Here is a 20766-nt window from a genome sequence, read left to right on the forward strand (position 1 = left end):
GAATTGTCCTCGTCTCAACTCAAGCTGCCGGCTCGCGCGGCAGCCACAGCGATAGCCAGCCGCCGAGCGCCAGCAGCGCGACATTGCAGCCGAGCGCGACCGTGAAGGCGTGGGCGTAGTCGTCGGCCTGCGGGTGCGGCCCGAGCAGGCTGTAGAAGACGCCGCCGATGATTGCGACGCCGAGTGCGGCGCCGATCTGGAAGGTCGAGATCATCATCCCCGATGCCAGCCCGGCATGGCGTGGATCGATGCTACCGATCACGGCCTTGATGACCGACGGCATCACGGTGCCGAAGCCGAGCCCGCCGCAGATTAGGCCGAATTCAAGGCTTTGGGGCAGTGCGCCACTGACCGAGAGCATCACGACACCGAAGCCGATGACCTGGAGCGCGAAGCCCAGCGTCAGCGTGCGCGCGCCGAGCCATTGCATCACCAGCGACGACACCAGCGAACTCACGAAGAAGCCGGTGGCAAAGGGCAGGGTGGCGAGGCCGGCCGCCAGCGGTGAAAAATGCAGCCCACTCTGTAGGTAGACCGCAAAGGTGAGGTAGAACGACGACAGCATGTAGAAGGCGAGCGCCATCACCAGCCCGATGACGAAATCGCTGTTGCGCAGCAGATGCAGCGCGACCAGCGGGTCGCCGCCGCGGGCTTTCAGGCGCGCCTCGAAGCGGACGAAGGCGGCGAGCATCAGCGGAGAGGCCAGCAGCATTGCGACGATCCAGGCCGGCCAGCCGGATTCCCGTCCCTCGATCAGCGGATAGACCAGGAGGCCCAACGTGAGCGACAGCAGGATGACACCGCCGATGTCGAGCCTTTGGGCATGCTCGGCACGCGAATCGGTCAGGTACAGCAATCCGCCGATGAAGGCGGCGAGGCCGATCGGCACGTTGATGAGGAAGATCGCCTGCCAGGCCAGTCCGAACGGATGGGCCGAGACCAGGACGCCGCCGAGCACCTGGCCGCAGATGTTGGCGAGGCCGAACGTCGCGCCGTAGAAGCCGAGCGCGCGGCCCTGTTCGGCCGCCGGAAACAGCACGCGGATCGAGGCGAGCACCTGCGGCGCCATCACGGTCGCGGTGAGGCCCTGCAGGATCCGACCGGCGACCAGTACGTCCGGCGACCATGCGATGCCGCACAGCACCGACGCGATCGTGAAGCCGGCGACGCCGGTCAGGAACATGCGCCGGCGGCCGAGCAGGTCGCCGAGCCGGCCGCCCGTGATCAGGAAGACCGCGTAGGTCGCGGCATAGGCCGAGATCACGAACTGCACCTGGCTCGCTGTAGCGCCGAGATTGTCGCGAATGGCCGGCAGCGCGAGGTTGACGACGTTGAAGTCGAGGATCGGCAGGAAGGCGCCGGTGAGCAGCACGGGCAGCGCCAGCCATCGCCGCGGGTCGACCGTTGCCGGCCTTGTGTCGTGCAATTGCAACGTCTCGGTGGTCTCGCTTGTCACCTGCCAGCTCCTCTGCGTCGCCGGCGCGGCACACGAGGTGCGCCTGTCGGCCGAACTTTTCGGGAAGATGGCCTGTCTGTTTGTGATAAGATATTCGCCAGCCTTGCGAACCGAGTTTGCAAAAATGCACAGCGCGCTTGACTGGAATGATCTTCGCCTCGTCCTCGCGGTTGCGCGCGAGGGCAGTCTCTCCGGGGCAGCGCGCAGACTGGGTGTCACGCATTCGACGGTGTTTCGCCGGCTCGGCGCGATCGAAGCAGCGATCGGCACGCGCCTGTTCGAGCGCTTCCGCGATGGTTATGCGCCGACACCGGCCGGCGAGACCGCGGCGGCGTCGGCGGCCCGGCTCGAGGACGAAGTGCTTGCGCTGGAGCGCAGGCTCGCGGGACAGGACCTCAGGCCGTCAGGCCCGGTGCGGATCACGACGACCGATACGCTCGGCGCGGTGCTGATGGGGCATCTGCCCGCGATGCGCGCTGCGCATCCGGAGATCCAGCCGGAAATCATCATCTCCAATGCGATGGCGAACCTGACCCGCCGCGAGGCCGAGATCGCGATCCGGCCGACGCCGGCACCGTCCGAGCTGCTGGTCGGGCGGCGCGTCGCCGAGCTTGCCCATGCGGTCTACGGATCGCGGGCCTATCTCGCCCGGCGTGACGACAAGGATCTGTCCGCACACGACTGGGTCGGGCTCGACGATGCGCTGGCGGGAACCGTGATCGCCGGCTGGATGCGCGCGAACCTTCGCTCGGCGCGCTTTGCTTGCCGCGTCGACGCGCTTCCGGCGCTGCGCGATGCCGCGGCTGCGGGACTGGGGCTTGCGTTGCTTCCCTGCTATGTCGGCGATCTCGCGCCCGCGCTGCGCCGGCTGATGCCGAAGACGCTCACCGAGCCGCGATCGGCGCTGTGGCTGTTGACGCATGACGATCTCAAGCGAACCGCGCGCATCCGCGCCACGCTCGATTTTCTGGCCAAGGCGCTCGCATCGGACCGGGCGCTGTTCGAGGGAAAGCGGGCCGGCCGCGTGCGGCGATAGCCGGCCGGCGCGCGGGCCGCTCACATCTCGAGAACTTCGGCCGGGATGTTTGCCACGCCACTCTCAGGCAGCTGATGATGTTCGCGAAACGCACGGGCGATCGTCTTCAGTGCCGCGCGGGATCGCGCATCCGAGAGTGCGGACAGCAGCACGATCTCGGAGGGCGGAAGGGCAGGCAGGCCAAACCGCCGGCTGACCTCGATCGTTCCGGCAGGTGCAAGCCGGCAGGAGAACACCGAGGTGGCAAGCCCGGCGGCCACCGCGTCGGCGACCGCAAAGGATCCGCAGCCGAGGAAGCTTTCCGTCCACGTGATGCCCGCGGCCGCGAGCGCGCGGGTCGCAATGTTGAGCACGCCGCAGGATGGCGAGGAGGCGGCCAGGCGCAGCGGTTCGCCCGCGCGACGGACAAAGTCCGGCGTCGCGAACCAGCCATAGTGGTCCGTCGTCAGCATCTCGCCGTCGCGGCCGTCGTCCTCGCGGCGGATGATGGCGGCATCGATGTCGCCGCGATCGAAGGCGGTGAGGAGATCGCGGGAATCGTCGAGCCGGACCTCGATGGTGAGCGCCGGATCGTGCGCGTGGAGTCGCGCCAGCAGGGTTGGAACCTCGGCGCCTCCGACATGGGTGGCAATGCCGAGCGAGAAGCGGCGTGGCCGCGCGGGCGACAGCCCCGCGACGGCCCGATCATGTGCGGCGAGCAGGTCGCGTGCGGGCACGACGAACGCCGCGCCCTGTGCCGACAGGCGCACCAGCCGCGGTGTGCGCTCGATCAGCCTGTGGCCGACCTGGCTCTCGAGACGCTTCAGCTTAACGCTGATCGCGCCTTGCGTGGTGCCGAGCGTTTCGGCTGCACGCGTAAAACTCCTGAGGTCGGCAATGGTCACGAAGGTCTTCACGGCGTCGATGTCGAGCGTGGTCATGTCAGTCATCCGGAATTGTTGTCTCTGAAATATCTAGTCATCCAATTCACCAATGCTCAAGCCGTGACTAGCTTTCTGCTGTGAAGCGCCGTGGCCACCCGATTCCTGCCGCTGCTGCCTCAATACATCGTGAGTCGATCGACCGACGCTGCTGCCAGCACCCTGGCAACAGCGTGCGGTATGCCGTTGGCTTGCCACAACAAAAGGCCTGATCATGTCCACTGAACTGAGTCGCCGCGGCGCCGTCGTGTTGTCCGCCGTATGCCTTGCCTGCCTAATGTTTGGATTGGAGATATCCAGCATTCCGGCGATCCTGCCGACGCTGGAGCGGGTGCTGCATGCCGACTTCAAGGCGCTGCAATGGATCATGAACGCCTACACGATCGCGGTGACCACGGTGCTGATGGCGATCGGGACGGTGGCGGACCGCTATGGGCGCAAGCGCATCTTCCTGGTCGCGATCGCCGCGTTCGGCATCACCTCGCTGATCTGCGGCGTCGCCTCGAGCGTCGAAATGCTGATTATCGCCCGGTTGCTGCAGGGGCTGAGCGGCGGCGCGCTGTTGATCTGCCAGATCGCCGTGCTGTCGCACGAATTTCAGGGCGGCCGGGTGCGCGCGGTCGCATGGGGCTGGTGGGGCGTGATCTTCGGCGTCGGCCTCGGCTTCGGGCCGATCATCGGCGGTGCCGTGGTCGCGCTGCTGAGCTGGGAATGGGTCTTCCTCGTCCACGTGCTGTTCGCAGCCGTTGCGTTCGTGCTCACGATCGGCGGCGTGCATGAATCGAAGGATCCGAAGGCGAGCAGCCTCGATGTCGCCGGCATCGTGACGATGTCGCTCGCGGTGTTCTGCCTCGCCTTCTACATCACGCAGGGACCGGATCTCGGCTTCGTCAGCGCCAAGGGGCTCGCGATCCTCGGCGTCTCCGCGCTGAGCTTCATCGCATTTCTCGTTGCCGAGAGAATCAGCCGGCGGCCGATGTTCGACTTCTCGGTATTTCGGATCCCGGCTTTCTCCGGCTCGATCGTCGGCTCGGCCGCGATGAACCTCAGCTACTGGCCCTTCATGATCTATCTGCCGATCTGGTTTCACGCCGGCCTTGGCTATGACAGCGTGTCCGCCGGCCTCGCGCTGCTCGCCTACACGCTGCCGACGCTGGTGATGCCGCCCTTCGCCGAGCGCCTGTCGCTGCGCTACCAGCCGGGCCTGATCATTCCGGCCGGCCTGTTCACCATCGGCATCGGATTCATGCTGATGAAGTTCGGCAGCGCCGCCGCGCAGCCCGACTGGCTGACGATGCTGCCGGGCTGCCTGCTTGCCGGCATTGGCCTCGGCATCACCAACACGCCGGTCACCAACACGACGACGGGCTCGGTCTCGAGCGACCGCGCCGGCATGGCCTCCGGCATCGACATGAGCGCGCGGATGGTTTCACTTTCAATCAACATCGCCCTGATGGGTTTCATCCTGGCGAGCGGCGTGCTGGCGCATCTGAAGGCCGTAATGCCTGCGCTGGACGGCGGGCAGCTCCGCAGCATCGCCGAACGGATCGCGGCAGGTGATGCCGCATCCGCGCCGGAGCTGACCGGCCCTGTCGTGCATCAGGCGCTCGCGAACGGCTTTGGCTGGGTGATGCTCTATGGCGGCATCGGCGTGTGGATCATGGCCGCGTTGAGCTTCCTGATCTTCAACGCGCGACCGGTGCGGCAGGCCGAAGTTCAATGCACCAAGTGAACCTGAGGTCGCCGCGCCTGCCCCGGGACAGGGGCGGGCAGGCGGCATCGGTCACTTCACGAGGGTCAGCAGCGGCTTGTCTTTCTCGACGATATAGGTCGCAAGCTCGCTGGCGGTGACATTGCCGACGTTCCTTGCCGCATGGATCGTGCCTGCGGGGATGAACAGCACGTCGCCCGCCTTTAGCGTTGCCGGCGGTCTGCCGTCGACATCGTATTCGAGCGTGCCGGCGAGCACATAGATGATCTCTTCGCCGGGATGCGTATGGCGGCCGAATGCCTTGCCGGGCGCGATGTCGACGCGCACCTGGACGGCTTCGCGTCCGGGCGCGCTGAGGTCGTGGCGCTGCAAATCGGTTCGCGCGAAGCCGGCCGGCTGCTGCGCCTGAGCCGTCGGTATCGTCAGGAAACTTCCGGCGATCAGGGCCGCTCTTGCGAGCAGGCGCGTCGCGGTCATCAGCTTGCTGGTCATCTTGAACTCCGGGGCTGTCTTCTGGACTTGTCCGACCGCGGACCGGCAGGCGGCCGGTCCGCGTCGGAGGTTGTCATGCGATGGTCTCAGACGAGGGTGGTGGTGACGTCGATGTTGCCGTGGACTGCCTTGGAATAGGGGCAGATGCCGTGCGCGGCTTCGATCAGCTCTTGCGCAACCTCGCGCTCGACGCCGGGAACGTGGACGTTGAGGCGCGCACTCAGGAAGAAGGCGCTACCGGCCTGGTTGAGATCGATCTCGGCGTCGACCTCGGGCTCGCTCGCGAGCTTGACCTTGCGCTGTCCGGCGGCAAGCTGGATCGCGCCGATGTAGCAGGCCGACCAGGCGGCGGCGAACAGGTTCTCGGCGGCGGGGTGCGGCTGCGGCAGCTTGACGTCGAGGAAGCCGTCGCGCGAGAGGGCGGCGCCGTTCGGGCCGGCGGTGACGTGGGTCTTTCCGGTGACGAGAACCTTTGCATTGGCGGTCATGGCGAGCTCCTTTGGTTGAATATAGATCGCATCCGATCTAAGCGGATGCGCGGTGAAATAGACCTCGCGTTTGACCATGTCAAGCACTTCCGATTTAATCGGATACGATTTATATTGGCCGAGACTTCACAAACTCCGGAGACGCCCGTGACCCGCACCGCCAAGGCCGAGACCAAAGGCCGAAAACTCTCGAATTTTCTGTGCTTTGCGGTCTATTCGGCCAATCTGGCCTTTGGCCGCGCCTATAAGCCGATCCTGGACGCGGTCGGCCTGACCTACACCCAGTACATTGCCATGATTGCGCTGTCGGAGGCCGACGAGCAGACCGTGAGCGCGCTCGGCGAGAAGCTGTTCCTGGAATCCAACACGCTGACGCCGATCCTCAAGAAGCTGGAGCAGAGCGGCTACATCAGCCGCGTCCGCGATCCCGCCGACGAGCGGCAGGTGCGCGTGAGCCTGACGGCGGTGGGCCGGCGCCTGCTCGACAAGGAGATCAACGCGTCGCTGGTCGACGCCACCGGGCTCGGCGACGAATTTCCCATCGTGCAGAAGAGCGTGGTCAGGCTGCGCGACAATCTGCTGCACCACACGCGCGGCGATTCGAAGAAGGGCTGATGCTGAGGCAGCGGCGCGCTGGTACGCCACGACGTGCCGCCGGATCAAATTGTAACGGGCTGTATCCGAGCCGCGTCGTTCCGCATTTCCGCCACGGCGCAACCGGCAACTCCGCTCCGCTTCTGGTTGACGCGGAGGAGAGTTCGACTTGCGTAGAATGTTGCCATCCGTCTGCGGGGTGATCGCGATGGCGAGTTTGCTTTGTACGGCGGTGCCGATCGCTCTGGCCCAACCGGCTTCACCGGATCGAGCAGTGCCATCGCCGCGCGCAGGCGGCGATCGTTCGCCGGCGGTCGCGGCCGAGATCTGGGACGCCAATCATGATGGCGTCTACACCTGCGACGAGTGGAAGGCCTATCTCGGGCGGCTGTTCGATCGCGCCGACCGCAATCGCGACGGAAACGTTACTCCGTCGGAGTTCGAGGGCGTTCGTCGCGCCGGCAGCGCGCTCGCCGACGCGGATTTCGGCTATTTCGACGAGAACCAGGATGGCAAGATTACCCGCCGCGAGTTCGTCGAGAAGCCGAACGAGTTCATCCTGCAGAACGACAAGAACGGCGACTGCCGCGTCACGCCGGAGGAGCTCAAGGGGTCGCCGACCGAGCAGAAGCAGCCTGGCGGCAGGGGCAAGCGATCCTGAGGTTCGATCTAGCCGGACACGAGCTCCGGAAGCGCGGGGCGAGTCGGGCTTGCCCCGCTCCGATCCGATCCAAGATGCACCGCCCCAGGCAATCTGATCCGGACAAGCAAGCCGTGCGGTGCGTTGTCATGCAAGGACAACTCGCCGCCGTGGCCGCACACCATGGCCTGAGCGATCGGCAGGCCGAGCCCGAAGCCGCTTTTCTCGTCCATGGTGCGGGCCTCGTCGCCGCGGACGAAGGGCTTCAACATCTCGGCTCGGCGATGCTCCGGAATCCCCGGACCGTCGTCCGATACGTCGATGGTGGTGTGATCGGCGGATGCGGTCAGCCGGATATCGACCTCGCTGCCGAACCGCAGGGCATTTTCCACCAGGTTCGTCACGGTCCGGCTGATATCGCTGGGGCGGATCAACAGCGAAGCCCTGAGCGGGCCGTGGTAGCGCACGACATGGCCGCAATCGGAGAACTGCTCGCTGATCGTCTGCAGCAGGGCGGCTACGTTCACAAGGGTCGGCTTCGCCGCGCTGCCGCCGCTCAGGAATGACAGCACCGATTCCAGCATGGCCTGCATCTGGTCGAGGTCGTGCAGGGTCTCCGCACGCTGGGTGTCGTTCTCGATGTATTCGGATCTGAGCCGCAGCCGGGTGATCGGCGTTCGCAAATCGTGACTGATGGCGGCGAGCATGCGCGTGCGGTCATTCATCAGCGTGGTGATGCGTTCGCGCATCCGATTGAGTGCGACTGCGGCGGCGCGGATCTCCTCCGGGCCGGTCTCGGCAAGCGGAGCGGCCGCCTGGCTGATGCTGAAATTCTCGGCGGCACGGGCAAATGCCGAGAGCGGAGCACTGAGCGCGCGGCCGGCCCACACGCCGAGCAGCGTGACGCTGACGAACAGGAACAGGAATGTGCTGACCCAGAATACGCCGAAGAAGGGCGGCATTTTCGCCGGGCCGATTGTCGCTTCGAACAGGGCGCCACCCGGCAGTCGAACCACCGCCGGCGCGGTCTTCGTGGAAAACTCCAGGTCGACATCGTCGACGCCTGATACTCCGGACGAAGCATCGTCAGACACGCCTGGACCTGCGTCGCGCAGTGCGAAATGCAGCCGGGGGAAAGCCTGGTCGGCAGCCTGCAACAGCATCGCGCGATCGGCCGCAGGGGTCTCGGCGAGAAGCCTGGCAACCAGCTGGAACTGATGGATCGGCCTGTCCGCGAACGATCTCGGCTTCTGGCTGGTGAAATAAAGCCCGATCAGCGCGTGGATCAACACCAGCGAAAACAGGACCAGCGCGGCGATCTGGCCGCTGATCCGGTGGAAGCTGAAGAGCGCGGCAATCCTGCGGGTCCAGCTCATGCATCCTCCACATGCGGCGTGAAGATGTAGCCGCCGGTGCGCACCGTCCTGATCACCGATGGTCCTTCGCCGGCATCGAGCTTGCGGCGAAGCCGGCTGACCAGCACGTCGATGCTGCGCCCGAACGGGCTGGCCGGCCGGCTGCGCGTCATGGTCAAGAGGCCGTCCCGCGTCAGGATCCGGCCGGGCCGCTCGCAGAAGGCCTGCAGCAGGTCGAACTCCGCGCTGGTCAGCGGGACCTGGGCGCCGTCAGGATCGCGCAGTTCGCGCAGGCGAAGATCGATGGTCCAATCCTGGAAGCGCAGGCGCGCGGCGCTCTGGCCGGAGCGTCCCGCGAGGCCAGCCTGGGCCTGGCGGCGCAGCACCGCGTTGATCCGCGCCAGCAGTTCGCGCGGATTGAAGGGTTTGGCGAGATAGTCGTCCGCCCCCATCTCGAGCCCGAGGATCCGGTCGAGGTCCTCGCCCTTCGCCGTGAGCATGATGATGGGAATCGTCGAGTCGCTGCGAAGGCGCCGACACAGCGTTAGTCCATCCTCTCCCGGCAGCATCAGGTCGAGCACGACGAGATCGAGCGAGTGTCCGGCAAGGTAACGATCCATTTCCTTGCCGTTCGAGGCGGTGGCCACCAGGCACGATTGGTCGCGCAGGTAGCGAGCAATCAAGTCTCTGGTCGGCAGGTCGTCCTCGACGACCAGGATTTTTGGCGTATGAGCGAGCATGGTTTGCGACTGGACCTCGTCATCAGGGCATTTGCGCGCATTGGAGCGCGCCGGCTTAGCCACCAATCGACCAGCATGCGCATCGCTTGTGGGCGGCATTGCGCCTTTTCGTCAGCATAGTGTTTCTGAACTGTAAGCGGCGCTCGCGGCTGGAAACAAAACCGGGACGGCGGCCGCGTCGCAGAGCGCTCACAGTCCCCAATCACTGGAAATAATCCCGCAATCCAGCAGCCACACCGCAGCCATCACCATCCCGCCACAACGGGCGACTGGTTCGCGAGGTGTGGAATGAAGACGTGGCGAAGCTTTGTCGCGGCGATTGTGCTGACGGGATTTGCGATCCCGGCGACGTCGGTGAACGGGCGAGTGACCTGGCTGTTGTTGGCACCGGCGGCGGCCCAATCGGTTGATGCGATCACGATCGAAGGCAACCGGAGAGTAGAGGCGGAGACCATCCGCTCCTATTTCAGGCCGGGGCCGGGCGGTCATCTCGATCAGGCTGCGATCGATGACGGGCTCAAGGAGCTGGTCGGGACCGGGTTGTTCCAGGACGTCCAGATCAATCACGCGGGTGCGCGGATCGTCGTCTCGGTCGTCGAGAACCCGGTAATCGACCGTGTCGCGTTCGAGGGCAACAAGAAGGTCAAGGACGAGCAGCTCTCGGCCGAGGTGCAATCCAAGCCGCGAGGCACGCTGTCACGACCAATGGTGCAGTCGGATGCGCTGCGGATCGCCGAGATCTACCGCCACTCGGGCCGCTACGACGTGCGCGTCACGCCCGAGATCATCGAACGTTCGAACAACCGCGTCGATCTCGTCTTCACCGTCGACGAGGGCGCCAAGACCGGTATCAAGACCATCGCGTTCATGGGGAACAACAGCTTCACGGCCGCGCGCCTGAAGGATGTGATCAAGACCCATGAGACGAACTTCCTGAGCTTTCTCGGCAGCGCCAACATCTATGACCCCGACCGCGTCGAGGCCGATCGCGACCTGATCCGCCGTTTCTACCTGAAGCATGGCTATGCGGACGTGCAGGTGGTGGCCGCGCTCGCCGAGTATGACCGCGAGAGCAAGGGTTTTCAGGTCACCTTCAAGATCGATGAGGGACAGCAGTACCGCGTTGCGACGGTGAGCTTCCGCTCGACGATTACGGGCTTCGATCCAAGCATCCTGCGCTCGCTTTCGCGGGTCAGCGAAGGCTCGCTCTACAATGTCGAGGCGATCGAGAAGTCGGTCGAGGATATGCAGATCGAAGCGTCGCGCCGCGGCTACGCGTTCGCGGTGGTCCGTCCGGACGGCGACCGGAACTTCGAGGCCCACACGGTGGGAATCATGTTCCGCTTGGAGGAGGGGCCGCGCACCTATATCGAGCGGATCGACGTTCGCGGCAACGGCCGCACGCGCGATTACGTGATCCGGCGCGAGTTCGATCTCTCCGAGGGCGATGCGTATAACCGTGCGCTGGTCGATCGCGCCGAGCGGCGGCTGAAGAATCTGGACTACTTCAAGACGGTCAAGATCACCACCGAGCCCGGCTCATCGAGCGATCGGGTGATCCTGATCGTCGATCTGGAGGAGAAGTCGACCGGCGACTTCTCGGTCTCGGGCGGTTACTCGACGACCGACGGCGCGCTCGCCGAGGTCAGCGTCTCCGAACGCAATTTGCTCGGCCGCGGCCTGCTCGCGAAGGCGACGGTCAGCTACGGCCAGTACTCGCGCGGCCTGTCGCTCTCCTTTGTCGAGCCGTATCTGCTCGACTATCGCGTCGCGCTCGGGCTCGATGCGTATTACAAGGAGCAGCTGCCGACCGACTACACGACCTATGGCGTGAAGACGATCGGGTTCTCGCCGCGGCTGGGTCTCGCCTTGCGCGAGGACCTGACGCTCCAGCTGCGCTATTCGCTCTATCAGCAGGAAGTCTCGCTCGATAGCGCCTATAACAACTGCAACAACAATGCCTCCAACACATCGCTCGCGTTCAATCCGACGCCTGCTTACATCAAGAATGTGCTCGGCGGCGTCGATCCGACCAACTCGGTCTCATCAGGACTCAATGGATATGGTTGCTACGGCGACAGCGAATCCACCTTGCCCGTGCGCAAGGAGCTGGCTGCGGGCGCGACCTGGACCTCGCAAATCGGCTATACGCTGACCTACAACACGCTCGACAACACCAAGAACCCGACCGACGGCCTGCTGATCGACTTCAAGCAGGATTTTGCCGGCGTCGGCGGCGACGTGACGTATCTGAAGAGTGCGGTCGATGCGAAATACTACACGCCGCTGGTGTCCGACCTCATCGGCCTGATCCATCTGCAGGGCGGCGTGCTCACCAAGGTCGGCGACAACGATCTGCGCATGCTGGATCATTTCCAGATGGGGCCGAACCTCGTGCGCGGCTTTGCCACCAACGGCATCGGGCCGCGTGACATCACCTATGCGAGTTTCGGGGCGGTCGGCGATGCGCTCGGCGGCACCAAATATTGGGGTGCGTCGATGGAGCTGCAGATGCCGTTCTGGTTCCTGCCCTCGGAGGTTGGGCTGAAGGGGGCGGTCTACGCCGATGCCGGCTCGCTCTGGGGGTATCAAGGACCGACATCGTGGACCGCGACCGGCGAGGTCAACACGCCGGCGTGCCCAACCTGCGGCCTGCAATACGACGATCAGAACGTCGTGAGAACCTCTGTCGGTGTCGGCCTGATCTGGGCGTCGCCGCTCGGGCCGCTGCGCTTCGACTACGCCGTGCCGATCACGAAAGGCAAGTACGACATTGTGCAGGAGTTCAGGTTCGGCGGCGGGACGTCGTTCTGATCTGGCAAGCCTGCCACCTACCGACGAGGCCGCGGAGTGACGCTCTGATCAGTCTATCGATGTCACTCAGCCGCCGAGCATCGCTAGAACGAAGTCGGCGCGCTCCTCGCGAGGGCCGCCGAAATACGCCCGCAACCTCTGAATGTCAAGTGGTGTGCGCGAGCGGTTGGTGTGATCGCGCCGTGCTTTCACGATGTGGAGCGATTCCGCATTCCGGGTGGCGCGGCCGGCGGTACTGGAGCAGGGCGGTGTCGACGCTTTGGAAAAGCGACGATCCCTTATGTAGTTTGTCGTTTAACACTGCTATTTAGGGTTGTTACCGGACACCCGGTCCAATTCATGATCAAGAGGGGCGCGCTTGTGCAAAAGGTGATTTCCATCGCTGCCATCATGTTGGCGGTTCTGTTCGGGGCGCTACCTGCATTCGGGCAGAGCTCGCCGCCAAGTGAAGCCGCACGAAAAGCCGAACTGGTGGCCGCCTGGCAGGCTGCGAGCCAGGCCGGCACCGCTGGTCCCGCAGACGTGACGCTGATCGATCAGGCCAAGCTGAAGCTGCCGGAGGGATATTTCTTCGTCCCGAAGACCGAGGGGACACGCGTGTTGCGGGCGCTTGGCAATCTCGTCAACGATGCGACCTTTGTCGGCCTCGTCGTCGGCAAGCGCAAGAACGATCAGTGGATCGTGGTCATTCGCTACGTCAAGGAAGGCTACATCAAGGATGACGATGCGAAGAACTGGAACGCCGACGAGCTCTTGAGCAGCATCAAGGAAGGCGTGGAGGAGAGTAACAAGGATCGTGTCGCGCGCGGCTTCCCCGAGTTGGAAGTGGTCGGATGGATCCAGCCACCGGCCTATGATGCCGCGACGCACCGCCTGGTGTGGTCGATGCTGGGCAAGGACAAGGGGCAGCCCGATAACCTGCCCAAGGGCGTCAACTTCAACACCTATGCGCTCGGACGAGACGGCTACTTTAGCCTGAACCTGCTGTCGCAGTCCGATCGCATCGAAAGCGAAAAGCCGGTCGCGCGGGAATTGCTCGGCGACCTGTCCTACAATGAGGGCAAGCGTTACGAGGATTTCAGCGCCGGCACCGATCGCGTTGCCGCCTATGGCCTCGCTGCCCTGATTGGCGGCGTCGCCGCCAAGAAGCTCGGGCTGCTGGCGATCGCGACGGCCTTTGTCCTGAAATTCGCCAAGGTGATCCTGATCGCCATAGCGGCATTCGGTGCCGGCATCATGAAGTTCTTCCGTCGCAAGCCGCGCACCGATGTGGGCGGTGATGTGACGTGAAGGCGCTGCTGCTTCTTCTTCTCTCGGGTCTCAAATGGGGCAAGCTGGCTGCCAGCGGCGGCAGCATGCTGCTGTCGCTCGTGGTCTACGCGACGATATGGGGCTGGCGCTACGCCGCGGGCTTCATTGCATTGTTGTTTGCGCATGAGATGGGGCACTACGTTGCCGCGCGGCAACGCGGCCTCGATGTTGGAGCGCCGGCTTTCATTCCGTTCATGGGCGCCTTTATCGCACTGAAGGACCATCCGGAGGATGTCGAGACCGAGGCCTATGTCGCAATCGCAGGTCCCGTGGCCGGAACGGTCGCAGCGCTAGCGGTCTATCTATGGGCACGATCCGAAGACAGCGGTCTTCTGTTGGCGATCGCCTATTCGGGTCTATTCCTCAATCTGTTCAATCTGCTGCCGGTGTCGCCGCTCGACGGCGGCAGGGTGACGGTGGTGCTCAGTCCCCGGATCTGGTTCGTCGGCGTGCCGATCCTGCTGGCATTGATGCTTTACCGGCCGAGCCCGATGCTGCTGATCGTCGCGATCCTTGCCGCGCCCCAGTTGCTGCAGGCCTGGCGATACGATCCTCACGCTCCGGAGAACATCGCCTATTACGGCGTTCCGCTTCAGACCAAGCTCGAATACGGCGCCGCCTATCTCGGACTTGCGGCGCTGCTTGCGATCATGACCTATGACGTGCACGAGATGTTGAGCCGGTTCGCCCATCCGGCATGACAGGAGCAAGATGCGTATGCCGCGACGATCGATCATCTGCATGGCGTGGGTGCTTCTCCTCGGCTTCGCGGGCGTCGGTTCGCCGCGCGCTGCCGAATCCGGCGCACCTATTCGCTTCGGCGCGGTGCTGCCGTTTTCCGGTGGTGTCGAGCTCTACGGCCAGCAGGCCAGGCTCGGGCTCGATCTCGCCGCTGGGGATATCAACGCGGCGGGCGGCATTCTCGGCAGACCGGTCGAGGTGATCTATGCCGACGACAAGACGCGGCCGGAGGCGGCCGCTGAGGCCATGCGTTCGCTGGTCGAGCGGCAGGACGTGCTGGCGGTCGTCGGTCCGATCACCTCGCGCAATCTGAATGCGCTGGTGCCGCTCGCCGAGAGCTCGAAGACGCCGCTGCTCTACGCCACCAATTACGAGGGCGGCAAATGCAGCCGCTATCTGTTTTCGTTCGGCACGGTGCCGAACCAGGAGCTTGGCCAGCTGCTGCCCTACATGACGCAGACCTTCGGCAACACGTATTTCCTGCTCGGCGCCGACCGGGTCTGGCCGCATCAGATGTTCGGCATCGCGCAGCCCTTGATCGAGAAGCTCGGCGGCAGGGTGGTCGGGACGAAGTACACGCTGGGGACCGAGACGGACTTTTCTCCGCTGATCAAGGAGGTCGCGGCGAGCAAGGCCAAGGTGCTGCTGTTCGCGCTCAAGGGTGACGGGATGGACTTCATCCGGCAGGCCGACGAGGCCGGATTGCTGAAGGAGATCACCGTCGCTTTCCTCGGACTGTCCGAGGTCGATCTCGGCATCTTCCGCGGCAAGGGCCAGAACATGGTAACGGTGGTGCCGGCGGTCGCGGCGAGCGAGGATCCGGCCGTGAAGGCGTTCGTCGCAAAGGCGCGCGCCGCCGCGAACCCGGGCGTCGCAGTGTCGAACTATGTGATGACGCACTACAACGCCCTGATCGCACTCAAGGCGGCGGCGGAGAAGGCTGGCAAGCTCGACAAGGAGGCCATCATCGACGCGATGGCTGGCCTCACCATTGCGTCGCCGACCGGGCCGGTGACGCTCGCCCAGGATCACCATGCGGCGATGAACATGTTCATCGCCAAGACGCAAGGTACCGAGCTGGTGGAGGTTCGGCCGCTGGGCGTGATCGCGCCGCAGCCCGGATGCAGTTTGGCTGGACGCTGACGCTCGGCCGGGTATGAGCCTTGAAGGCCGCCACGCTCGCAAAAAAAGTGAGCCAGGGCGGTCGTCCGCTGTCGGTTCCAGCCCGGTTCGTTCGTCTTTGAGCAAGAACGCACTGCATGGGAGTTCCGGAATGACCAATTCAGCCTATCGCTGGGTGATCGTCGCGGCCGGCGGCCTGCTTGGCTGTGTCGCGATCGGCGGCATGTTTTCGCTCCCGGTGTTCCTGCAGCCGATGGCGCGGGAGACCGGTTGGTCGGTGACTGGCATCTCCAGCGCGATGACGATCGGCTTCCTCGCGATGGCCTTCACCAGCATGATCTGGGGCACGCTGTCCGACCGCTTCGGGCCGCTCCCGGTGGTGCTGACCGGATCGGTCGTGCTGGCGGCAAGCCTTGCGCTCGCAAGCCAGGCACCGTCGCTGCTGGCATTTCAGTTTCTCTTCGGCGCGCTGGTCGGCGCGGCAACGGCCGCGATCTTCGCCCCGATGATGGCCTGCGTCACCGGCTGGTTCGACACCCATCGCAGTCTTGCCGTTTCGCTGGTGTCGGCCGGCATGGGCATGGCGCCGATGACGATGTCGCCGCTCGCGGCCTGGCTGATCTCCCACCATGACTGGCGGACGTCGATGCTGATCGTCTCAGGCGTGGTCGGCGCGATCATGATCCCGGTCTCTTTCCTGGTGCGACGCCCGCCGGCGCTGCAAGGCGGTCACGCCGAAGCGGCGAGCACGAACGGTGAGCCGTCGATGTCGCTGGCGCAGGCGCTGCGCTCGCCGCAATTCATCATCCTGATCGCGACCAATTTCTTCTGCTGCGCCACCCATTCCGGACCGATCATCCACACGGTGAGCTACGCGGTCACCTGCGGCATTCCGATGGTCGCGGCGGTGACGATCTACAGCGTGGAAGGGCTCGCCGGCATGGGCGGCCGCATCGCCTTCGGCCTGCTCGGCGACCGTTTCGGCGCCAAGCGCGTGCTTGTGCTGGGGCTGCTGGCGCAGGCGTTCGGCGCGCTCGGTTATGTCTTCGTGCGCGAGCTGGCCGCATTCTACGCGGTCGCGGCGATCTTCGGCTTCATCTATGCCGGCACCATGCCGCTGTATTCCGTGCTGATCCGCGAGAATTTCCCGCTGCGGATGATGGGCACCGTGATCGGCGGCACCGCGATGGCCGGCAGCCTCGGCATGGCGACCGGACCTTTGGCCGGCGGCCTGATCTACGACACCTTTGCGAGCTATACGTGGCTCTATGTCGGCTCCTGGGCCGTCGGCCTCGGCGCGTTCCTGATCATGATGACCTTCCGGCCGATTCCGGCGGCGCGGCCCTCGGCGGTGCCCGCGCCGGCGTAAGTCCGGTGCGCGCGTGAAGTCATCTGCTTCACGCGCGGCTGCGCTTCGGCCGCCGGATCGCGCGCACCTTGTTGTTGGTCGAGCCGCTGCCGCAGAAGAACCGGTCCTTGCCGTCGGACTCGAGTCCGGAGACGAACACGCCCTGCGGCATCTCGAGCCGTTCCATCACCTCGCCGCTCTGCGGATCGATACGGCGGACGTCGCTCTGGTCCTCTTCCCAGGTGCCGTGCCAGAGTTCGCCATCGACCCAGGAGACGCCGGTGACGAACCGGTTGCTTTCGATGGTGCGCAAAACCTTGCCGGTTTCTGGATCGACCTGAACGATGGTGCGGTCGCGATACTGGCCGACCCACAGCGAGCCTTCCGCCCAGGCAAGCCCGGAGTCGCGGCCGCCGCCGGGCGAGGGGATCGTCGACACCACGCGTCCGCTGTTCGGCTCGATCTTCAGGATGCGGTCCTCGGCAATCTGATAGAGATGCTTGCCGTCGAAGGCGGTGCCGGCATGGGCCGCGATGTCGAGGGTGCGGGTGGTGTTGCCGCTATCGGGATCGAAGGCGACCAGCCGGCCACCGGCCGCGAACCAGACCTGCTCGCCGTCGAAGCTGACGCCGCCCACGCTCTCGACGCCCTCGAAAGCATATTCCCGGATGATCTCGGCTTCGGACTTCTTCATGCGGCGCTCCTGGTCCTTGTTTCGACGCGTTTTCTCGACGCGAAGGGTATCCACTTCGCTCGAAAGCGCGCTGATTGCTCCCTGATGCTAGCCGTTCGGCAGCGGGGCAGGGAGTAACAACGTCGTCGTGAATCCCGGCACCGGCGGCGTCATCCAGCGCCTTGCGCGGGCGCGGCCGACCGACTGCACCTTGCCCGTGGCGGCCAGGACGTCGAGCGCGCGCTGCACGGTGCGCTGGCTTGCCCCCAGCGCGACCGAGAGCGCCGAGCTCGACCAGGCCTCGCCGTCGGCGAGGAAGGCCAGCACTGCCGCATGTTCCTCCTCGATCGGCAGCGCCAGCACGGTGACCTCGCGGCGGCCATGTGGCTCCAGCACAAAGCCGTCGGGCGTCGCGCTGAGATCGGCGAACGGCTGCAACGCCCGGCGCAGCCGTCCGATCTCGACCCGCAGCCGTGCACGGTGCGATTCATCGGCGTGCTTGCCGCGAAACGCGCGCGCGATCAGCGTGCCGCGCGACACGTCCTGCGGCCAGGCTTCGCCGAGCGCACGGGCGAGCGCGAACAGCACCGGCCGTCGTGTCAGCGAGACCGTGGTGCCGCTATCGCGCACGACGTAGCGGCAGGCATCGACGACGAGCGCCTTCGATCCCATCAGGGCCTCGACCTCCGCGAGCAGCAGCGGCCGCTCGTGGCCGCGCGCGATCAGGCGCGCCGCCGGCGTGGCGAGCAGGTTCGCGGTGCTTTCGACCTCGGCCGCAAGCTCGGCGATGCCGGCTCGGCGTGCGGCATCCCTTGCCCGTGCCAGCGCTTCGCGCGCCGGCTTGGTCCGCAGCCGCCGCATCGCGATTCCGGCGACGACCAATTCATGGCCGACCCGCAGCGCCGGCGGGAAGGGCGCCGGGTCCAGGTCGTCAAGCATGCGCTCGGCGGCATCGAGGCTCCCGATCAGCAGCAGCCGGCGGATCTCGAGATAGCCGGCATGGGCGGCGTTGAGCGCGTCGCCACGCGCCGCGAGCGTCGCGCGCGCCGCAGCAAGGCTCTTGCTGGGAAAGGAAAGGTCGCGCGACACCAGCGCGATTTCCGCTTCGGCCACCACGCAGCGGGCCCGCGCGATGGCTTCACGCGGACCGAAGGCGCGGCCCGCGCGCCGCAACAGCTCCTTGGCGCGGGTGAAATCGCCGAGCCGGGCCATCGCGATGCCGCGCAGCGCCAGCGCCGGCGCATCGTCGCGCAGGGCTACCCGTTTCAGTGCGCCGAGGGGATCACCCGCCGCGAGCGCGCGCGCCGCAGCCGTAATCAGCGAGTCCATTCGAATCCCGACACACTTGTCACTCTCGCCCCTCCGAGGCCCGCTCCTAACCTAGCACATGACGACATGGATCATCTCCAGAGAGATCGAATGATGACCGGAATCGAGACACATGAGGATTGGTTGAAGGGCCGCATCAGTGGCCGCGGTGCCATGGTCGCGCGCTGGTTGTCGCTGGCGGCGGCGCCGACGTTCGCTGGGATGGCGCTGGTGGCCGCGCTGGCGCCGGCCGACATGATCTGCGGCGCCATGCAGGGACCGCTCTCGTTGCAGGGCATGGTCCCGATGTACGCGCTGATGAGCGCATTTCATCTGGCGCCGTGGTTGCGCCTGTTCCGATGACCAGATCATTCCTCGGGCAGGGTGAAGACCGCGCAGGGCCGTGCGATGCCGCGCAGCTCATGGGTGCCGAGCGCGACCAGCGCCATTTCGGTCTCGGCGGCGAGTGCGCCCGAGACCAGCACGGTCTGCTCCAGCGGCTTGCACAGGCCTTCCAGCCGGCTGACCAGATTGACCGCGGCGCCGATCGCGGTGAAGTCGAGGCGGTCGGCGGCGCCGATATTGCCCCAATGCACCTCACCGAGATGCAGCGCTACGCCGAATGGCAGTGGCGGCAGGCCGTGCTTGCGCCGCTCGGTGTCGAGATGTGCCATGCCGACGCGGGCCGCCGACACCGCGCGCAAGGCCGCCTCGCATGCGCTGCGCGCGGTCGTTGTGACCGGAAAGATCGCGAGCAGCCCATCGCCGATAAACTTCAACACCTCGCCGCCGAAGGCGTGGATCGCGCCGGCGATGCGGTCGAACCAGGCATCGAGGGCGGCGATCACCTCGGCAGGCGGGTGGCTTTCGGAGAGCGCGGTGAAGCCGCGCAGATCGGCAAACAGCAGCGCCGCGCGGATCGTTTCACCGGTGTTGCGCCGCAACGGCGATGCCAGGACGCGTGCCGCGCTGCGCCGGCCGAGATAGGCCTCCAGCGCCGCCGTCAATGTCGCGCGCGCCGCGAGCGCGGCGAGCGGTGCGGCCGTGAAACGCGCCGCCTCGCGCAATTGATCCGCCTCGGTCGGCGTGAAGGCGCGGGTGCCGATCCAGCCGAGGGTCGGGCCATCCGGTCGCGTTCCAATCGTGTCCTCGTGGATCGGGCCGGGCGCGAGGCTATTGAGCCAACGCCGGCCGGCGTCGCCGGATCCGATCATATCAGGCATTGCAAAGGGTTGTTCCGGCGCGAAGCCGAGCGCCTCGATGACCTCGCCATTGCCGGCGCGCCACAGCCAGGTGCGCCGGGCGATCAGCGGGTGCGGAACTTCGAGCGTCAGCGCACCGCCGGCAAGCGGCAGGCCATCCGTGATAAGATGACTACCCAGATCCGCCAGCAACCGGTTGGCGCCCGCGGTCTCGGCGGCGGCGTCGACCAGCCAGCTCAGAGTCGAGGACAATTGCATCGCCGCATCATGGGGTTGATGCGCCACCCTTGTCACGAATTATCCCTGAAGACCCACCGTCAATGGAGGAAGGATCGATGACTGAAGCCTTCATCGTTCAACGCGAGATCCAGATCGCAGCGCCGCCGGCAACCGTGTTCGCCTTCCTGACCGATCCGCAGAAGATCGTGAGCTGGATGGGGCTCGAGGCCGAGACCGAGCTGCATCCCGGCGGGCTCTATCTGCTCAAGGGCCTCGGCAACGACCGCGACCGCGCCGCGCGCGGCGCGTTCCGGGAGGTCGTGCCGGTGCATCGTCTTGCCTACAGCTTCGGCTGGGAAGGCGGCGCGGAGGTCCCTCCGGGATCGAGCCTGATCGAGATCGACCTGATCAACAAGGACAGCGGCACGCTGTTGCGGATGACCCATAGCGGCCTGCCGAACGCCGAGCAGTGCGCGAGCCATAGCAAGGGTTGGACGCACTACCTTGCCAGGCTCGCGCTCGCGGCAGCGGGACGAGCTCCAGGCCCCGACCGCGGTCCGCACGGCTGAACCGGCACGCTGGTGCGGTTCAGTCGG

The 20766-nt window shown here is 65.7% G+C and carries 20 protein-coding genes; 11 read left to right on the plus strand and 9 right to left on the minus strand.

Annotated elements, in window-relative coordinates; genetic code table 11:
- Nucleotides 1-19: 19 nt before the first annotated feature.
- Entirely contained in the window at nt 20-1456 is a 1437-nt protein-coding gene (locus tag AAFG13_RS01845) for an MFS transporter (RefSeq protein ID WP_342710960.1), read from the minus strand.
- 124 nt (nt 1457-1580) lie between these two features.
- Between AAFG13_RS01845 and AAFG13_RS01850 the strand changes: the two genes are divergently transcribed.
- Nucleotides 1581-2492, plus strand: coding sequence for a LysR family transcriptional regulator (locus tag AAFG13_RS01850; protein WP_342710961.1), 912 nt, complete (start codon nt 1581-1583; stop codon nt 2490-2492).
- A 20-nt stretch (nt 2493-2512) separates the two neighbouring features.
- Here AAFG13_RS01850 and AAFG13_RS01855 read toward each other — a convergent pair whose 3' ends face one another.
- Nucleotides 2513-3421, minus strand: a complete 909-nt coding sequence (locus AAFG13_RS01855; RefSeq protein ID WP_342710962.1) for a LysR family transcriptional regulator — start codon at nt 3419-3421, stop codon at nt 2513-2515.
- A 205-nt stretch (nt 3422-3626) separates the two neighbouring features.
- On the opposite strand from AAFG13_RS01855, the gene AAFG13_RS01860 reads away from it, so the two are divergent.
- Nucleotides 3627-5144, plus strand: coding sequence for an MFS transporter (locus AAFG13_RS01860; protein WP_342710963.1), 1518 nt, complete (start codon nt 3627-3629; stop codon nt 5142-5144).
- A 51-nt stretch (nt 5145-5195) separates the two neighbouring features.
- Here the strand turns inward: AAFG13_RS01860 and AAFG13_RS01865 are convergent, their stop codons facing one another.
- Nucleotides 5196-5600 carry a cupin domain-containing protein gene (locus AAFG13_RS01865; RefSeq protein ID WP_342713531.1) on the minus strand — a complete coding sequence of 135 codons (405 nt, stop codon included), beginning with the start codon at nt 5598-5600 and terminating at the stop codon, nt 5196-5198.
- A 101-nt stretch (nt 5601-5701) separates the two neighbouring features.
- Nucleotides 5702-6103 (minus strand): Ohr family peroxiredoxin, encoded by a 402-nt coding sequence (locus AAFG13_RS01870; protein ID WP_342710964.1) that lies wholly within the window; start codon nt 6101-6103, stop codon nt 5702-5704.
- 147 nt (nt 6104-6250) lie between these two features.
- On the opposite strand from AAFG13_RS01870, the gene AAFG13_RS01875 reads away from it, so the two are divergent.
- Both AAFG13_RS01875 and AAFG13_RS01880 read left to right on the plus strand, forming a co-directional pair.
- Nucleotides 6251-6718, plus strand: a complete 468-nt coding sequence (locus tag AAFG13_RS01875; protein ID WP_312011339.1) for a MarR family transcriptional regulator — start codon at nt 6251-6253, stop codon at nt 6716-6718.
- Nucleotides 6719-6971: 253 nt separating this feature from the next.
- Nucleotides 6972-7358 (plus strand): EF-hand domain-containing protein, encoded by a 387-nt coding sequence (locus AAFG13_RS01880; protein WP_342710965.1) that lies wholly within the window; start codon nt 6972-6974, stop codon nt 7356-7358.
- Between the two features lie 8 nt (nt 7359-7366).
- On the opposite strand, the gene AAFG13_RS01885 is transcribed toward AAFG13_RS01880, so the two are convergent.
- The gene (locus AAFG13_RS01885) at nt 7367-8713 is read right to left on the minus strand and encodes an ATP-binding protein (RefSeq protein ID WP_212317883.1); all 1347 of its coding nucleotides are present in this window, start codon (nt 8711-8713) and stop codon (nt 7367-7369) included.
- Nucleotides 8710-9432 (minus strand): response regulator, encoded by a 723-nt coding sequence (locus tag AAFG13_RS01890; protein WP_212318052.1) that lies wholly within the window; start codon nt 9430-9432, stop codon nt 8710-8712. The genes AAFG13_RS01885 and AAFG13_RS01890 overlap by 4 nt, the downstream gene beginning before the upstream one ends.
- 288 nt (nt 9433-9720) lie before the next feature.
- On the opposite strand from AAFG13_RS01890, the gene bamA reads away from it, so the two are divergent.
- The 5 genes from bamA (at nt 9721) to AAFG13_RS01915 (ending at nt 16789) form a co-directional block, all read left to right on the plus strand.
- Nucleotides 9721-12246 (plus strand): outer membrane protein assembly factor BamA, encoded by a 2526-nt coding sequence (gene bamA / locus AAFG13_RS01895; protein WP_342710966.1) that lies wholly within the window; start codon nt 9721-9723, stop codon nt 12244-12246.
- 171 nt (nt 12247-12417) lie between these two features.
- Nucleotides 12418-13536, plus strand: coding sequence for a DUF2167 domain-containing protein (locus tag AAFG13_RS01900; protein WP_342710967.1), 1119 nt, complete (start codon nt 12418-12420; stop codon nt 13534-13536).
- On the plus strand, nt 13533-14258 hold the full coding sequence (locus tag AAFG13_RS01905; RefSeq protein ID WP_212317879.1) for a site-2 protease family protein: 726 nt from the start codon (nt 13533-13535) through the stop codon (nt 14256-14258). The genes AAFG13_RS01900 and AAFG13_RS01905 overlap by 4 nt, the downstream gene beginning before the upstream one ends.
- A 16-nt stretch (nt 14259-14274) precedes the next feature.
- Nucleotides 14275-15441, plus strand: coding sequence for a substrate-binding protein (locus AAFG13_RS01910; protein WP_342710968.1), 1167 nt, complete (start codon nt 14275-14277; stop codon nt 15439-15441).
- A gap of 130 nt (nt 15442-15571) precedes the next feature.
- Nucleotides 15572-16789, plus strand: a complete 1218-nt coding sequence (locus AAFG13_RS01915; protein WP_212317875.1) for an MFS transporter — start codon at nt 15572-15574, stop codon at nt 16787-16789.
- A gap of 28 nt (nt 16790-16817) precedes the next feature.
- On the opposite strand, the gene AAFG13_RS01920 is transcribed toward AAFG13_RS01915, so the two are convergent.
- Together AAFG13_RS01920 and AAFG13_RS01925 are read right to left on the minus strand one after the other, a co-directional pair.
- Nucleotides 16818-17462, minus strand: coding sequence for a glutaminyl-peptide cyclotransferase (locus AAFG13_RS01920; protein ID WP_342710969.1), 645 nt, complete (start codon nt 17460-17462; stop codon nt 16818-16820).
- An 87-nt stretch (nt 17463-17549) separates the two neighbouring features.
- Nucleotides 17550-18770, minus strand: a complete 1221-nt coding sequence (locus AAFG13_RS01925) for a helix-turn-helix domain-containing protein (protein WP_342710970.1) — start codon at nt 18768-18770, stop codon at nt 17550-17552.
- A 153-nt stretch (nt 18771-18923) separates the two neighbouring features.
- Between AAFG13_RS01925 and AAFG13_RS01930 the strand changes: the two genes are divergently transcribed.
- Entirely contained in the window at nt 18924-19112 is a 189-nt protein-coding gene (locus AAFG13_RS01930; protein WP_249131299.1) for a hypothetical protein, read from the plus strand.
- 5 nt (nt 19113-19117) lie between these two features.
- On the opposite strand, the gene AAFG13_RS01935 is transcribed toward AAFG13_RS01930, so the two are convergent.
- A complete protein-coding gene (locus tag AAFG13_RS01935; protein WP_342710971.1) occupies nt 19118-20209 on the minus strand; it encodes an adenylate/guanylate cyclase domain-containing protein in 1092 nt (363 codons plus the stop codon).
- Nucleotides 20210-20286: 77 nt separating this feature from the next.
- On the opposite strand from AAFG13_RS01935, the gene AAFG13_RS01940 reads away from it, so the two are divergent.
- Nucleotides 20287-20739 (plus strand): SRPBCC family protein, encoded by a 453-nt coding sequence (locus AAFG13_RS01940; RefSeq protein WP_342710972.1) that lies wholly within the window; start codon nt 20287-20289, stop codon nt 20737-20739.
- Nucleotides 20740-20766: the final 27 nt, after the last annotated feature.

This window comes from Bradyrhizobium sp. B124, from assembly GCF_038967635.1.
Classification (GTDB): domain Bacteria; phylum Pseudomonadota; class Alphaproteobacteria; order Rhizobiales; family Xanthobacteraceae; genus Bradyrhizobium.